Below are 16,018 nucleotides of genomic sequence, written 5' to 3' on the forward strand. Positions count from 1 at the left end.
AAGAAACCAGCAACCGAATAATAAATAATCCGAGAAAAGCCATATGCTCAACTTATCACAAGCACTTACCTATACGGCAGCGCTGGGCATCGCGGCGGCCATTCCCGGTCCCGGCATGGCCGCGCTGGTAGCGCGGAGCGTCAGCGGTGGCACACTGTCGGGCTTTTGCCTGCTATTTGGGTTGATACTCGGCGATCTGACTTACTTGTCATTTGCCATCTTTGGACTGGCGATGGTCGCCGCGCACTTCGATGCATTGTTCCATTTGGTGCGCTGGGCGGCTGCGCTGTACTTGTGCTATCTGGCTTGGCAATTCTGGTTCGCCAACCATCAGGCTATCGAAATGGGGCACCCAGCGAAGAAAAAAGAACTGCTGTCGGCGGCGATATCTGGCCTGACCATTACCTTGGGCAACCCGAAGACCATAGGCTTCTATCTGGCGTTGTTACCGCTCGTGATCAACCTTGAAACAGTCTCGCTACAGACTTGGGGGCTGGTGCTGGTGCCATTGACCATTCTCGTTCTGTTGGGCGTTGGTGCAGTGTTCATTGTCGGCGCGGTGCGCATCCGGCACCTGCTGTCGAGCCTCAGAGCCCAACAGTGGCTGTTCCGCGGCGCGGCGGCGATTATGGTGGCCGCCGCCGCGGCCATGCTGATCACTTGAAACACTCAGAGGTATCCGGTCTCGCCACAGCTTCATTCGCGCCCAAGTCCAGCAGTGCCCGCGGCAACTGTGGGCGCGCTCATCAGCGGTAGCGTTTCCAGTGCATGGGCGAGGAAGTCGACAAACACCCGCACTTTCTGCGGCACATGCCTATGGCTCGTGTAAAGCGCGTAGATCGAGCGCCGAGGCATCGACTGCCCGGGGAGCACCTGCACCAGCTGGCCGCTGTCGAGCAAAGGCTGGGCGATGAACGATGGCAGAGCGCCAATACCCAGGCCAGCCTGCAACATGTCGCTCAGCATTAAGCTATTGTCCACCGCAAGGCGCACCGGCAGTTCCAGGCGGCTACTGCCTTGCGGGCCTTGACGGTGCCAACTGTCGGGGTATTCGGCCAGGCGATAAGCCAGGCAACTGTGTTCACGCAGATCATCAACGTTATGGGGAGTGCCTTTGGCTTGCAGATAAGCCGGAGCGGCGCAGATCATCTGCTGAACTTCGCCCAAGCGTCGGGCGATCAGCGAGGAGTCGGGTAGACGGCTGCGGATCCTCAGCGACACATCGAAGCCCTCGCTGATGACGTCTAGCAGGCGATCGTTGAGGGTGAGTTCGACCTTGAGTTCTGGGTAGCGCTGCATGAACGCCACCAAGATCGGCGACAGCACCTTGAGGCCGAACGACAGCGGCGCGTTGACCCGTAGACGGCCGCTGGGCTCGCTGGCGCCGACCTGGGTCGCACGCTCCAGGGCGTCCAGTTCATCGAGCAGGTGGCAGCATTCACTGAAATACGCCTGGCCAGCCTCCGACAGGCTCATGCGGCGGGTTGTGCGCAGCAGTAGCAGGCTGCCCAGACGCGCCTCCAACTGCCTTACCTGCTTGCTCACTGCGGCTGTAGATTGCCCCAGGTCAACGGCGGCAAGGCTGAAGCTATCGCGCTCAACCACGCGGCGAAAGGTACGCATGGCCACCAACACATCCATATTGTTTCTCCTGGGTTGAATATCAATCAATTAAAGGCCTGATTATCTATGAATTTACAACCCATAACATGGCCGTTCCCCTTACAGGAGTCATGGCATGTTGTTGAGTTCGTGGATCAAAAACCTTAGCGGGCTGGCCGTCTTGTCGGTGCTCAGCTCACTGTGCAGCGCTGGCGCGCCGGTCAAGCCCGAAGTGGGTATCAGCCCCTGGGGCGAGAAGGATGAGATCGGGCGCCTGAATCTGATGACCCCGCAGTCGCAGGCGGCGATCATGGCTCGGGTAAATGGGGCCCAGGCCTACGATCTAGCAGTGGAGTACTTTGTCGGCATGCCCAGTTGGCAAGCGGCGGGTGATCCGCCTTACCAGATGTGGATGACCCACACCCCACACGGCAATGTCATCGCCGACCCGATGCAGGTCGGCGATCCTATGAACAAGCACGTCAGCTACAGCGGCTCGGCGGTGTCGATGTATGCCCATATGGGTACTCATATCGACGCCCTCAATCACTTTGGCCTCGATGGCAAGATCTGGAACGGCTTTCGTGCCGACCAGCACTTGGGCGACCGAGGCTGGAATGTCACGGGAGCAGAAAAGCTGCCACCGATCATCGCCCGCGGAGTCATGATCGATGTCGCCGCAGCCAAGGGCCTGGATCAACTGGCTGATAACTACCGCATCACCCGCAGTGATCTACAGCAAGCGCTGGCCAAGCAGCGAGTGGCGCTGGAACAGGGCGATGTGGTGCTGATTCGCACCGGGCGCATGCGTGACTATGAGCACGCCCAGATCTACATGGCCAACCCGCCGGGCCTGAGCCTGGATGCGGCAAAGTTTCTGGTGGAGGTCAGCGGCGCCATGGTGGTCGGTGCCGACAATCTGAGTTTTGAGACCTTCCCTTCCGAGGTCGAGGGTAATTATCTGCCGCTGCACACCTATCTGTTGGCCATGCAGGGCGCGCCGATCATTGAGTTGGTGGACTTGGAAGGTTTGTCCAAGGATCAAGTTTATCAATTCGCCTTTGTGGGAGCGTCTTTGAAGCTGCGCGGAGCGGATGCGGCGCCGATGCGTCCGATAGCCTTGCCCGTCCACTGAGGATGCGGCACTACTTTTTCAGGAGATCACTATGTCAATACCTTCCCGAACGCTGACCTTGTCCAACCCGCCAGGTTTATATGACCCCAGCGCCAATGGCTACTCCCATGTTGCCGCGGTGGCTGCCGGTGCCCGGCTAATCTTTATCGCCGGCCAAGGCGGTGAGACTGCCGACGGCGAGCTCTCGGCCGACTTCACCGATCAGGTTCGCCAAGCCTTGGCCAACTTGCAGGTGGCCTTGCGTTCAGTCGGCGCCGAGGTCAGCCATGTGGCCAAACTCACGGTATTAATCGTCGATCACAGCCAGGCGCGCCTTGAGATTTTCGGCGCGCAATTGCAGCAACTTTGGAGCGCCTCGCCGACACCGGCCTGTACCTTGATACCTGTGCCGCGTCTGGCGCTGGATGGCATGTTGTTCGAAATCGAGGCAGTGGTTGTGCTGCCCGACTGATATTTCGAGCAAGACACAGCGAGCCGTACTCTGATCAGGCTACAGGGTATAAGAAATGCCCACTTGCACCGTACGCGGCTCACCGGGGTAAGCGTAGAAGTTCAGGAACGAGCCTTCTTCGTACTCGCGATTGAACAGGTTCTTCACGTCGAGGTTGAGCCTGAGCTTTTCGTTGACCTTGTAATAGCTGAGCACGTCGACGACGGTGTAGGCCTCCATCGAGAACGTGTTATTGGCGGTCTGCCCGGCACGCTCGGCTACGTATTTTCCACCTGCGCCGAGGCCCAATCCTTTGAACGCGCCATCCTGAAACTCATACATGTTGAGCAGGCTGAAGCTGTTGCGCGGAATATTCGCCAGACGCGTTCCGGTGCGCACTGAAGTGTCCTTGGTCACAGCGGCATCCACATAGCCATAGCCGCCGATTATCCGCCACTCGGGCGTCAGGTTGCCGGCCACATTCAGATCGAAGCCGCGGCTGCGTACCTGCCCCGTGGCGACACTGAAGGCCGAGTCAACGGGGTCAACCCCCTGAACATTTTTCTTCTCGATCTGATATATCGCCGCGTCAACGCTCAACTGCCGGTCAAGCGCTTCCCACTTCACGCCCACCTCGTAAGACTTGCCCTTCTCCGGATCGAACCCGCCGCCTTGACGACTGGCACCCGTGTTGGGCTTGAAAGAGCGCGCGGCATCCGCGTAGATCGCGACAGTGTCAGTGAGGTCATACATCACACCGACTCGCGGAGTGACGGCGTTGTCGGCGGCGTTCCAGGGTTTCACGCCGGGCACGTAGGATTCGTACTCGTGCTCGAAACGCTCAAAGCGCGCACCGGCGAGCACCTTTAAACGCTCGGTCAGCGCCACTTGATCCTGGACGAAGGCCGCGTAAGTCTTGAGGTTTTCTTTGTCGTGGGTAGGCGTACGAGTCAGCGCCGGACGTGGCTGGCCATACACCGGGTTGAAGATATCAATTGGAAAAACCCCCTCCGTTGCGCTGGAGCGTTGGATGATGGACTTGTAGTCATAGTCTTCGTACTCGACGCCAGTCAACAACGTGTGATCAAAGCCTCCCGTGGAAAAGTGCCCGGTCAGGTTCAGTTGATAGTCTTTGTCGGTCCAGTCCAACTTGCGGTAGTTGAAGTTGCGCTGGAGTGTTCGCCCATCGGCATTCATGCTGGCAGCACCGTTGGCCTCAACAGCATTACCCTTCATCGTACCGTCCAGCCACTGGAAACCACCGCCCAGGCTCCAGTTGTCGTTGAGCATATGCTCGAACCGCAACTGAGCCATGTTGTTATCGTTGTGCAGATTACCGGCGTATTTTTCACCCCAGAAGGTGTCGCGGGATGCCGTACCGCGTTGGTTGGCAAAGCGAGTCAGGCCTCGATCAAGTGGATGATTGTTACGCATGAAGTCGCCTTCGAAAGTCACCTTGGTGTCGTCACTGACCTGCCAGCTCAGTACAGGCGTTACCCCATAGCGCTCGGTTGATACATGGTCGCGGAAGGTGTCGCCGCCCTCTCCTACCACGTTGAGACGATAGGCCAGGCGCCCTTGCTCATCCAGTGGGCCGGAAGCATCAAGGGTGCCACGCTTCATCCACTGATCATCCAGTTGGCTACCCAATATGACCGTCCGCTCAGGCAAAGGCTGCTTGGAAACTATGTTGAAGGTACCGCCGGGATCGCCACGTCCGTAGAGCATCGTCGCTGGTCCGCGAAGCACTTCAAGCCGCTCAATGCTGTTGGCATCCGGCATGTTTGGGTAGCCCCGGTTAATCGGAAAACCGTTGCGGTAGAACTCGGCGGTTGTAAAGCCTCGAACAGTGAAGTTGGTAAGCCCTTGGCCGCCGAAGTTGTTCGCGCGGCCAACACCGCCGGCATAGTCCAGGGCCTCCTGCAAGCGAGTGGCACCAATATCCTCAACCACGTCTTTGGGCACTACGCTGATGGACTGCGGCGTCTCATGAATTGCTGTGTCAGTGCGCGTCGCGCTGGCCGAACGTGTGGCGCGATACCCCCTGACCGGCCCTTGGGCCGTCTCAGTGTCTGATTCGCCCGTGACATTGATGGCTTGCAGTTCAAGGCTGGCATTTTCGGTGCCGGCAACCTGCGCCCAAGCAAAAGGGGAAAACGCCTGAAGCACGCAGAGAGAAAGCAGGGTACGACGCATGGATGTTTGACCTGATGGATGAGCGGACGGGAAGGTGAACCTGCCTGGAAATCGCGAGGCATGATATACCAGTACTTCCCATTTGCCACTCATTCTCATTTGCGTTTTTTTAGGCGCAGAACGCGCCTAGATTGGCGCCCACCGTGGTTTTACCCGGTCCGCCCTTGGTTGAAACGATTGCTGCGATTTTCATACTGCTTGCCTCTGAATCGAAGGATTAGAGACAGCTTCATAAAAGTCGGGCTATAAGATGGCGCTCAGGAAAACCGCCCTGAACGAAAAAAGCCTGCATTTCTGCAGGCTTTTTTCAATGTCTGGCTCCACGACCTGGACTCGAATAAAAAAATAAGTATTTGTTTTACAATGAAATTATGCTGATTTTTAGTATTCATATCCCTACGATTATCCTAATCAAGCCCGTATTTTTATTGGAGTTCTTTCGATACCCCATGAGCACGGCGGCAGCAAGCTTCTGAAGGTGGCGTACGCAGGCCATACTGTGATGGATGAGGAAAACACATCCGAGTGACTGCTTTGGCTGTGGATTCAACCGGTCGATGTGACTTCTGTATAAGTACGCTGTGTCGTCAGTCTGGTCTGAATGCGTGTATGTGCCTCGACAAACAAACAAAGCCACCTGGCCAAAGCTCAGCGGCTACTCAGTCAGAGATCGGATCAAACGAAACTAGCGTGAACGAGGATACGCCGCCTCGTTTCATATTGGCCCTCCACCGAGCTACCAGCGCTGCGGTTGTAGGTACATTTCCTCCGCCATTGACACTGTTTTTACATGTGACCAAACCCTTAGCGGTGAGTCGAAGAAGCTGAATCCTCCCGACATCACGGGCTTTCTCCAGCCATTTCTGAGCGATCCAATAGCTCACGGCAGAAGGGCTCATGAGACGATTAAGTACGTCGCGACGCATTTCAGTAACTTTGGTCAAAAACTCAACGTCACCCTGCGCAAGATGAAACGCTGCGATAGTGCGACCTCGACCGCTGGCTGTTAAAGGGCTGTCATAATCACCAGGCACATAAAACTCAATTGAGGACATAGCTACCTCCAAGTTAGCAATTCTTCGAGCGGCACGGCGGGAACAGGCCTACGAACCACGTCTCACTTAATAGGATGATCAACTGTCAACCACGTTAGAGTTAGAGTAGGTCCATGGTGGCCATGGAATCAGCCATACGGTAGCCCATCGCTTTGTAACCCGCCTGGCGCTTATCCCACATCCTCAGCAGCGCGACATTACCCTCGTCAACGAAGTCAATCACTCGCACGTCGGCCTTATCGGCATGCGATCGATGCAACCGCCCCGCATATTGCTGAAGGATTCCCTTCCATGAGATGGGCATTGCCAGCACCAGCGTGTCCAACGGCGGGTGATCGAAGCCTTCACCTACTAGTTTTCCTGTTGCCAACAGCACCCGTGGAGCATCAGGGGGAAGGGACTCAAGCTCATGCATACGGGAAAGGCGCTGTTTCTTAGGCACTCGCCCATGAAGCGTGAAAAGGTTATGCACACGCTGCTTCAATTCTAATTCAAGGGCATCCACATGTTCCGTCCGCTCCGTTAGCACTAGAATTTTTCTACCCTCGCTGTACGCCAGCTCAATCTCCGAGACGATTTTGGCTGTCCGCTCAGAGTCGTCGGCTAGATGCCGAAAAACGTCCTGAATCCCAAAGCCGTCGGGGACCACTATTGGTTTGGACAGCAATCGAGGCACGACAGATAGGTCATGAGGCGCATTCGCTGGCCGAGCAGCAGAATGTCGGATCGGTCCGCACTGCATGAAAATAATAGGCTGCTGCCCATCTCGGCGCACTGGGGTTGCCGTGAGTCCCAGCACGTACCGCGCGGTCGCGCTCCTCAGTAGTGCCTCGAATGACACTGCTGATAGGTGATGACACTCATCAACGATGATCTGGCCGTAGTTTTTTACCTGATCGCTGATCTCGCCTTTTCGCGATAACGACTGCATTACGGCAATGTCGATGATGCCGGTAAGCTTCGCTTTTCCGCCTCCAAGAGTTCCAACGACACCATTCCCGACTCCCAAGAACACCTGCAAGCGCTCTTGCCACTGCCTTAACAGTTCCGTCCGATGCACAAGCACCAACGTGTTAATGCCACGTGCGGCAATCAACGCAGCAGCACTCACTGTTTTACCGAAAGCAGTCGGTGCGCAGAGGATACCGGTGTCATGACTTAGCATTGCGCTGACAGCAGCCTCTTGGTCAGAACGCAGGGTCCCGAGAAAACTCACGTCGATGGGGTCGCCCGCGAAGCGTTCGTCTTTAAGAATAGCGGTAACCCCGTTTTCCCCTAAAAGCTCCAGCGCAGCATCCAAACAGCCACGTGGTAACGCAACATGTTTGGGGAAGTTCTGGGCACAGCCGATAATCCTTGGCTTGTTCCACACTGACATGCGCATGGCCTGAGCTTTGTAGAACTCAGGATTTTGAAAGGCAGCGAGCCGGACAAGCTGGTTTGCCAATGGCTGTGGCAATTCCGACTTTTCAAAGTAAATTAAGTTAGCCAGCGTGATGTTGACAGCAGCAGGCAACGGGCATGTCAATTTACGTGATCTCGATTCACGATCTTTCCAAGGTTCTGCATCACCTTCGTCATCGACATAGGCGACCCCTAGAGGGTCCCGATTACCCATCGCCTGGATAATAACGGGCTGGATATCTTCTGGACTCATGCGCTGAATCGATGCCAGGAAGGCCCATTGATCAGGATGAGGCTCAAGCGAGTCGTCTACAAAAACGCTATTGTTTTGGGCCCTGGCCCGCTTTTGCAAAGGGAGCGCGATGAGATTTCCAAAGCCGCCTTTGGGCATATAGTCCTGGTTTGGAAACAGTCGATCATAGGAGCTGAGCGCCAACTGGCGGGTGCGCTCACAGGCATGACTGATGATTGCGGCACCGAGGCGGCGCGCATCGCAGGCAGGAACATTACGCTCAAAGAAAATCCAGCCATGAGCCCCTTGGCCTGAGCGCGATATTTCCAGCGCCACCGGGACGTTCAGCTCATGGCATGACTGCACAAAAGCTTTGGAATCATCACGCCATTCGGCCTCATCGAAGTCGACCGCCAAAAAATAACAAGTGTCATCAGAGAGTAGGGGGTAGATACCAACGACCACTTCGCCCGCCAGATGGCGATAGACCACCTCATCGGTCAGCGGAAGCAGCTGGCGGTTACCGCAGTCGCCACATTTAATTCGGGGCTTCTCACAAACGCCAGGCCTCCATTCGTTTGCGCAAGCGGGTGCGTATCCTGATTTGCCTGCCTTGCTTTCCCAGCGGATGGGATAAACGTCCGTCCTACCACGAAACAAGCTTCGGAATAGGGCAAGCTTTCCATCAGTATCGAGTTGCTGTGATTGTTCTGCTTGGACAATCGCTATCTTGACTGGCTCAGCAGGCGGGCGCCATTCGATGCCATGAGCATCCAGCAAGGCAACCAATCTTGCATTCTCAGCCCTTAGCTTCGCCACCAGACTACTGTTTATCACCGCCTTCAGCCTCTACGTCTCAGGTGAAGCCTGTAGCCTCGAGCTACAACCCTCAGTCCATCAGTAATACATAGAGGTTATCAAACAACAGAGGTTAGGTTCAGGGGCTCAAGAGGTCCGCCCTAATCCCCGTCAAGTCGTTGGCTGGCTCAATCTGCCGGTGAGGGATACAGAGCGCGCAGTTGCTGGCATTCGGCTAACGTGGAAAATTCCAGGATTTTCCTAGGCGCAGAGTGATCAGGCTTGTGGTCAGCAGGTAGTAGTAGCGCGTCGATTTCGAGTTTGAGCTCATGTGATGGTTCAAAAACCAAACGAGATGCTTTCTTTGCCATGTCCATGGATTATCTCGGCTCCAGCGTTCAGAAATGGCTGCTTGAATAGTCTTGGCCTGGCGGATGTGACGTTCGCGTGTGGCATGTGCGCCAGTCAGTGCCCCAGCCAAGAAGATCTCCATATCGAATGGTTTATTCATACCCGACCACCGATGTACGCCGATACCACGTCGATTCGACCGTGTCCCAGCTCATAGCTGATTTGTAAGCGGGCCTCTCGATCAAGGCGTGGATCGAGGCGCCTGCACCTGCCACCGTTGATGGGCGCTAGGTGATGGGTGATCTGCTCATAGCGTTCGCACGCATAAGCCGCGCGCAGTTCGTGGAAGCCTTTGAGGTTGTGCGTATGGAGGATATCTCGGGCGGGGCGGACGATTTCCCGTTGGAAATCAAGGTAGCTCTCGTTCGGTGCCAGGAGGTTGCGGCTACCGTCGGGAGAGACCTGTTCGGCGTACATGAGCGCTTCGCGAATATGGTCATCCACCGTGATCCAACGAGGCGCGGTTGCGCCGCCGCGGCCACCTTTGGTGCCGTCCTGGATGTTGATCTTGTCGTAGTGTTCGGCTTCACGCTTGAGTCGCGGTAGGTCGGCCAGAATCGCTTCTCGCAGACGCATGCCAGTGGCACGTGCCAATTGAGCGATGGCGGCGGCACGCGGATGCTGTTCGCGGAGCGCTTCGACGATGCGCATCACGTGTTCGTGATCTTGGCCTTGTGGAGCTGTCGTGCGCACGGTGATGCGCTGTGTTCCCAAAGCCTTGCTCGGACTTGGCACTTTCACATATTGATCACCGCGAAGCGCAGCCATGGTCCGATTCACGCTGGACAGCCGATTTTGTGCGGTAGCGATGGCGAGATCGCTGCGCTCAACCAGGTGACGCAGATGCGCCGCGTAATCCAGCAAGGTCTGCCGATCAATCTGCCGAGCATCGTTAAACCCCGGGCCATCCTCCGACCGACACCAGCGCACAAACGCCTGCCAGCGATCACCGTGCGCCTTCACCGTGCCGTAATGCCCGCCGCCAAACAGATCTTTTAGCGCTTGCGGCCCGGCATAGCTCAGCTGCCGACCATAGCCAAAATTGCGCCCATCCCGTCTACCGACCAACGCCATGATCACATTCCTCTCGAAGCCAAACTCTTAAAACCTTCCCCCACGTCATCCCGCCAAGAATGTTGAGTGTTATCAGGGATCAAGGCCCCTGCGACCTGTGAGGGTTGTCCACTAACGCGGGACTGACGGCTCTTTACGACCGGGAGCTTGGGCATCTCATGATCTGGCCTCCTGAGCACTTCCGAAGAAGTGGGCGGGTGGAGGCTGCACTGGCTGACGAGACCAGCGCCGCGAGATCCTGAGTCAGGTGAAGGCAGTGAAGCGATGACCGGGGCATGCCTGACTGTCAGTCAGGTGCAGTCCATTCCGTGGGCTGCGGCACCATCATCGGCATCGCTGTTGCTGGTGACTTCGGTGTTTGTCACGCCGATTGTCACGAGGGAGAATGCCGCAAAGCCTGGTACGAGGTGGGCTGCAGCAGTGGTAGGTGCGCCCGTCTCTTTCCGGGAGAAAGAGACGGGCGCAGGTTGGCGCAATGAAATGGCCACGCGGATAAGTTGCTGCAGGGCAGATATGAAGGGGTATGAGTTGCCGCAGTGGGCACACTAGTAAAAGTAGGCATCCATCACATCGCTGTGACCGTGCGAGCCGCCGGACGCTAATCGCACTTTGGGAGAACCACCACGGTGTGGCGTAGCCTTAAAGGTTCGGGCTACCTGGGTTGCTGTCAACGACAGCGCTTTGCCCGACCTTTTCTACGCCTGTGGAGAATTAGGGTCAAGGCTCGAATTTTCGGGAGTTCTGCGGCTGTGGATGAAATTATCCACTAATGGAAATCAGTGGTTTTCCACAGACAATTGCGTGGGCTTTAGATTTTTTAAGTGAGGTCCATCCAAACAGGGCGGCTTTGCAGCCCTGTTTGGATGGACCCGCGTGGACAAACGGATCACTGAGATATGAGGACCGAGCGCTTACTCAGTTGCGCCACGTTTTGCTTTTAGGCGAGTGACATTCGCACCCGTCTGATTGGCGAATTCGCGTGGGCTGACATGCTTCTGCTGATTAGCCTCAAGGTAGCGACTCCACCAGTTCATGATCAGCCTGCGCTCCTCGATGAACTCGGCCTTGTGGATGTAGGCGGCGCGGACGTTGTTGCGTTCCTTGTGGCTCATCTGCCGCTCGATGGCTGTGTCCGTCCACAAACTTGACTCGATCAGTGCGCTGCAGGCCATCGAACGAAACCCATGCCCACAGATCTCGGATTTGGTGTCGTACCCCATCTTCCTAAGCGCGCTGTTCACCGTGTTTTCGGACATGGGTTTCCAAGACTTGGTATCGCCTGCGAACACCAAGTCAAATTTGCCTGTGATTGCGTGGATCTGCTCGAGCAGGGCGATCGCTTGCGGCGATAAGGGTACAAGATGGATATCGCCTGCCATCTTCGTACCCCTTGTGGAAAAGGGTACTCCTTCCAACGCTGGTCGCGTGTCGGGTATTTCCCAGACACCACGTTTGAGGTCGAACTCGCTCCAGCGGGCGAAGCGCAGCTCGCTGGAGCGTACAAACACGTGCAGCGACAGCAAGACCGTCAGCCGGGTAAGTGCGCGGCCTTTATAGGTGTCGATCCGTTCCTGCAATTCAGGCAAGCGCGATAAGGATAAGGCGGGGCGGTGGACGACCCGCGAGGCTTTGATCGAGCCTACGAGGTCGTAAGCAGGGTTTACGGTGATAAGCCGGAGGCGCTTTGCCTCGCGCATGATGCTCTGCAGGTAGTTTTGTACCCTTAAAGCAATGTCTATCGTTCCGCGCTTCTTAATCGCGTCCAGGGGCCGCATAAGGTCGTGGGTATCAAGGTCGACAATGGCGCGGGCGCCGATCAGCGGGAAGAGGTGAGTTTTGAGGCGACTCATCACTGTCTTGGAATAGTCCGGTGCCCACTTGGCTGACATTTCCGTGTGCCAGCCGAGGGCAACGCTTTCAAAGGTGCGGCCTTTGATCAGAGCGTCCGTCTTGGCTTGGTGCTTGGTCTCTATAGGGTCAATGCCATCCGCCAGCATTCGCTTGACCTCCAAGCGCTTGCGGCGCGCATCCGCGAGGCCAACGATGGGGTAGTTGCCGAATGAGGTCAGTCCTTCCCGGCCATCAGGTTTGACGTATCTGAGACGCCAGCCTTTGCGGCCATTGGGTTGGACTAGAAGGTAAAGGCCGTCGCCGTCGTAAAGCTTGTAGGCGCGGTCTGTGGGCTTGGCCGAACGGCAAGCGGCGTCGGAGAGTGGAGCAGTAGTGCGCGACATAAGGGTACTCCCTTTTATCGAACTGACCTTTATCCCAAACTCTACCCTTAAAATGGCTGGTATCCACCGGAATCCGACAGAACGCCAAAACGAAAAAACCCGCCAGAAGGCGGGTTTTTCGGGGGGTTCAGAGATTTTGAAAGCCTTCTCTGGAACCTTGTCTGGCTCCACGACCTGGACTCGAACCAGGGACCCAATGATTAACAGTCATTTGCTCTACCAACTGAGCTATCGCGGAATGCGGCGTATCTTACTGATTGAAAAGGATAAGTCAACCATTTAATGCGCTTTTACGTGTGTACAAGGCGCTGTTTGGGTGCGCTATCATCGCTCGGCTGTCTACAGCAAGCCGAAACGTTCTACAGCATGAACCCAAGAAAAGTGGCAAACCAAACCGACAGGAAGTCGCTCCGTGAAAAAAATGCATCACCACCCTTTTTTCAAGCCCCGCAGCGCCGCCGCCGCCACACCGACACCGAAAAAGCCCAGGTTTTACTCCGGTACGCTCCTGTCACTGGCAGCGGTGGTGATTTCCATTGCCGCCGCGTCGATTTCCTTCTGGCAACTGGACTTGATGCGCGAGCACAACCGCCTCTCCGTAAGGCCCTACCTGGGGATTACACCGCATTTGACGGCGGAAAAAAGCGGGCTGTATTTGTCCAACGAAGGGATCGGGCCGGGCATCATCACCTCGTTCACTGTTCGCGTCGGCGACGAGCAGTTCAACGGGCTTGGGGACAGTCGCTGGCCCGCCGTGCTGGAGAAGGCGCGATTGAATCCCGAGTGCTTCGCCAAAGGTTGGCCCACCGAAGGCGCAGCGGTCAGGCCGGGAAATGACATCGCGATTCTGGAGCCGACTAAAAGCACACAGTTCGGCCCCTTGTGCCTGCTGCAAATGAGCTTTTTCCTGCAAAGGAATGACGTATTTGTAGAGATGCACTATGAATCGCTCTACAAGGAACCCTTCACCTTTTCCGGCCCGTTGAGCATGAATGAGGCCATGGACATGGGCGCGTTGGGCAAAATATTGCAGCGCTGACCCAGAGGCCCCTCGTTACGGCAACTGCTCAATCACCCCACTACGCTTCAACTGCCCCAACTGCTCACTGGACAACCCCAACCGCCCAGCCAACACCTCATCCGTATGCTGGCCCAACATCGGCGCTGGCCGTACGTACTCCACCGGGGTGCCGGACATCTTGATCGGGCTGCCGACCATGGCGAAATCCGGGTTTTGCGGGTGGGGAATCTTCACCATCAGTTCGCGGGCGATTACCTGCGGTTCTTCCAGCGATTGCGCGATGTTGTTGATCGCGCCCACCGGCACTTTCGAGGCGTGGATGCAGCTGACCCACTCGTCTGCCGTGCGGCCGAGGAAATGCGCCGACAGCAACTCGACGATTTCGCCCCGATGGGCAACACGATCGGCATTGCGCCGAAAGCGCGGATCATCCGGCAGATGTGGCAAGCCGATGCTCTGGCACAAGGCGATAAATTGGCTGTCGTTGCCGCAGGCGATGATGAAGTCGCGGTCTGCCGCACGGAACACCTGGTACGGCACGATATTGGCGTGGGCGTTGCCAAAGCGCTGAGGCACTTTGCCGGAGGCCAGGTAGTTCATGCTCTGGTTGGCCAGGGTCGCGACTTGCACGTCCAGCAGGGCCATATCGATATGCTGGCCGACGCCCGTGCGTTCACGGCTGAGCAGCGCGGCCTGGATCGCCACGGTGGAATACAGCCCGGTCATCAGGTCGGAAAAGGCCACACCGACTTTCTGCGGGCCGCCCCCCGGCAAGTCATCGCGCTCGCCGGTGATGCTCATCAGGCCGCCAATGCCTTGGATGATGAAGTCGTAGCCAGGCTCTTCCGCACGCGGGCCGGTCTGGCCGAAGCCGGTGATGGAGCAATACACCAGGCGCGGGTTGAGCGCGGCCAGGGTCGCGTAGTCCAGGCCATATCGGGCCAAGGAGCCGGCCTTGTAGTTCTCGATCAGCACATCGGAACTGGCCGCCAGCGCCCGCACCAGTTCCTGGCCCTCGGCGCTGGCCAGATCGATGGCCACCGACAACTTGCCGCGGTTGGTGGACTGGTAATACGAAGCCTGCCCGGATGACTCGCCAGCGGCAGTCTGCATCCACGGCGGCCCCCAGCCGCGTGTGTCATCGCCACTGTGCGGGCGCTCGATCTTGATCACTTCCGCGCCCAGGTCAGCCAACACCTGACCACACCATGGGCCGGCCAAGACCCGGCTCAAATCCAGTACGCGCAAACCTGTTAATGCACCCATTGTTGTTATTCCTGAAGGTCTGTGTCGCCGACTGCCGGATTGTCTGGCGCAGCCGGCTATTGTTTTGCTGTGCGAAATAGTATTTCGTAATTACACAAAATAGTATGTGCCGATATGGCTGATGTAAATGCAAAAGCACGATCACCCATCAAATCAAAATATAAGTCATTGTTTTAAATAGATTAATTAAAGATCAGCGATAAAAATCAACACAACCTACAATTCCGCACAGCGAAATCATATTTTGTTTTGTTGATTTTGCAAAAAAAGGATGATTACCATGCACCGTCGCAACCCGGACCCAAGTCCATCCCAGACACCTGCAGGCCCCCATGGTTTTGAACACGTGAGGCTGGATCCGATGAGCAACGAAGAGGAGGAAGACAAGGATCGGCAGTTCATCACCGCGCTGGCCCGAGGCCTGGAACTGCTGCGCTGTTTTACCCCCAGCGAAAGCGTATTGGGCAACCAGGAACTGGCGCGCAAGACCGGCCTGCCGAAACCGACGGTGACGCGCATGACCCACACCCTGACCCGCCTGGGCTACCTCAAGCACCTGCCGCAGTCTGGCCGGTACCAGTTGAATGTGGGAGTGATGGCATTTGGTTACGCGATGCTATCCAACCTGTCGGTGCGGGCCGCCGCCCACCCGCTGATGGAGACCATGGCCAAGTACGCCCAGGCTGCCGTCGCGATGGCCTCCCGCGATCGCCTGGACATGGTGTACCTGGACGTGGTCCAGGGCGAAGCGAACATGACCATGCGCCGCCAGATCGGCACACGCCTGCCGCTGCACCTGAGTTCGGCGGGCCGCGCCTGCCTGGCGGCGATGCCGGAGAGTGAGCGGGAGTTCATGCTCGAACATATCCGCCAGCGCCATCTGGAGGATTGGCCGACGATTCGCAAAGGGCTGGAGCGCGCATTCAGGGATTACACCGACTTCGGCTATTGCATGTCGATCGGTGAGTGGCACCGCGATGTCAACGCCATCGCCGTGCCCATGCTGCACACACAACATGGGCTGTTGACGTTCAACTGTGGCGGGCCGAGTTTTCACCTTTCCCGGGAAAAACTCGAAGACGACATCGGGCCGCGTCTCAAGCACATGGTCAATAACATCGAGGCCGCCGCCCGCTAGACAGATCGGTGTGCGGCCCGGC

General features: G+C 56.9%; 13 protein-coding genes, 1 tRNA gene and 1 pseudogene. 5 read left to right on the forward strand and 10 right to left on the reverse strand.

The window, feature by feature from the left end; all coding sequences use genetic code 11:
• Window positions 1-43 precede the first annotated feature (43 nt).
• Window positions 44-664, forward strand: coding sequence for a LysE family translocator (locus GDV60_RS18635; protein ID WP_029294003.1), 621 nt, complete (start codon window positions 44-46; stop codon window positions 662-664).
• 32 nt (window positions 665-696) lie between these two features.
• On the opposite strand, the gene GDV60_RS18640 is transcribed toward GDV60_RS18635, so the two are convergent.
• Window positions 697-1,641: a LysR family transcriptional regulator gene (locus GDV60_RS18640; RefSeq protein WP_159908394.1), complete on the reverse strand. Its 945-nt coding sequence runs from the start codon at window positions 1,639-1,641 to the stop codon at window positions 697-699.
• Between the two features lie 97 nt (window positions 1,642-1,738).
• Here GDV60_RS18640 and GDV60_RS18645 point away from each other — a divergent pair, with 97 nt between their 5' ends.
• Together GDV60_RS18645 and GDV60_RS18650 are read left to right on the forward strand one after the other, a co-directional pair.
• Complete coding sequence (locus tag GDV60_RS18645) at window positions 1,739-2,737, forward strand: cyclase family protein (RefSeq protein WP_159908396.1); 999 nt, start codon at window positions 1,739-1,741, stop codon at window positions 2,735-2,737.
• 31 nt (window positions 2,738-2,768) lie between these two features.
• Window positions 2,769-3,188 (forward strand): RidA family protein, encoded by a 420-nt coding sequence (locus tag GDV60_RS18650; protein WP_159908398.1) that lies wholly within the window; start codon window positions 2,769-2,771, stop codon window positions 3,186-3,188.
• Between the two features lie 39 nt (window positions 3,189-3,227).
• On the opposite strand, the gene GDV60_RS18655 is transcribed toward GDV60_RS18650, so the two are convergent.
• The 8 genes and pseudogenes from GDV60_RS18655 to GDV60_RS18690 all read right to left on the reverse strand — a co-directional run bounded on the left by GDV60_RS18655 (window position 3,228) and on the right by GDV60_RS18690 (window position 12,809).
• Window positions 3,228-5,363 carry a TonB-dependent siderophore receptor gene (locus tag GDV60_RS18655; RefSeq protein ID WP_159908400.1) on the reverse strand — a complete coding sequence of 712 codons (2,136 nt, stop codon included), beginning with the start codon at window positions 5,361-5,363 and terminating at the stop codon, window positions 3,228-3,230.
• Window positions 5,364-5,475: 112 nt separating this feature from the next.
• Window positions 5,476-5,556 (reverse strand): annotated as a pseudogene (locus GDV60_RS26910) (ParA family protein); the annotation flags it as partial.
• 466 nt (window positions 5,557-6,022) lie between these two features.
• Window positions 6,023-6,418 carry a hypothetical protein gene (locus GDV60_RS18660; RefSeq protein ID WP_123359945.1) on the reverse strand — a complete coding sequence of 132 codons (396 nt, stop codon included), beginning with the start codon at window positions 6,416-6,418 and terminating at the stop codon, window positions 6,023-6,025.
• 100 nt (window positions 6,419-6,518) lie between these two features.
• The gene (locus tag GDV60_RS18665; RefSeq protein WP_159908402.1) at window positions 6,519-8,891 is read right to left on the reverse strand and encodes a DEAD/DEAH box helicase family protein; all 2,373 of its coding nucleotides are present in this window, start codon (window positions 8,889-8,891) and stop codon (window positions 6,519-6,521) included.
• Window positions 8,892-9,087: 196 nt separating this feature from the next.
• Complete coding sequence (locus tag GDV60_RS18670) at window positions 9,088-9,363, reverse strand: hypothetical protein (protein WP_083235917.1); 276 nt, start codon at window positions 9,361-9,363, stop codon at window positions 9,088-9,090.
• Window positions 9,360-10,337: an integrase domain-containing protein gene (locus tag GDV60_RS18675; protein ID WP_159908404.1), complete on the reverse strand. Its 978-nt coding sequence runs from the start codon at window positions 10,335-10,337 to the stop codon at window positions 9,360-9,362. Before GDV60_RS18675 ends, GDV60_RS18670 begins: the two co-directional genes overlap by 4 nt.
• Window positions 10,338-11,248: 911 nt before the next feature.
• Complete coding sequence (locus GDV60_RS18685; protein ID WP_159908406.1) at window positions 11,249-12,571, reverse strand: integrase arm-type DNA-binding domain-containing protein; 1,323 nt, start codon at window positions 12,569-12,571, stop codon at window positions 11,249-11,251.
• Window positions 12,572-12,733: 162 nt separating this feature from the next.
• Window positions 12,734-12,809, reverse strand: a tRNA-Asn gene (locus tag GDV60_RS18690).
• A 174-nt stretch (window positions 12,810-12,983) separates the two neighbouring features.
• Between GDV60_RS18690 and GDV60_RS18695 the strand changes: the two genes are divergently transcribed.
• Window positions 12,984-13,610, forward strand: a complete 627-nt coding sequence (locus tag GDV60_RS18695) for a hypothetical protein (RefSeq protein WP_159908408.1) — start codon at window positions 12,984-12,986, stop codon at window positions 13,608-13,610.
• 15 nt (window positions 13,611-13,625) lie between these two features.
• On the opposite strand, the gene GDV60_RS18700 is transcribed toward GDV60_RS18695, so the two are convergent.
• Window positions 13,626-14,858 carry a CaiB/BaiF CoA-transferase family protein gene (locus GDV60_RS18700; protein WP_133715141.1) on the reverse strand — a complete coding sequence of 411 codons (1,233 nt, stop codon included), beginning with the start codon at window positions 14,856-14,858 and terminating at the stop codon, window positions 13,626-13,628.
• Window positions 14,859-15,138: 280 nt separating this feature from the next.
• Between GDV60_RS18700 and GDV60_RS18705 the strand changes: the two genes are divergently transcribed.
• Window positions 15,139-15,996 (forward strand): IclR family transcriptional regulator, encoded by an 858-nt coding sequence (locus tag GDV60_RS18705; protein ID WP_092231542.1) that lies wholly within the window; start codon window positions 15,139-15,141, stop codon window positions 15,994-15,996.
• Window positions 15,997-16,018: the final 22 nt, after the last annotated feature.

The organism is Pseudomonas sp. DTU12.1, assembly GCF_009873475.1.
GTDB classification, from domain to species: Bacteria; Pseudomonadota; Gammaproteobacteria; order Pseudomonadales; family Pseudomonadaceae; genus Aquipseudomonas; species Aquipseudomonas proteolytica.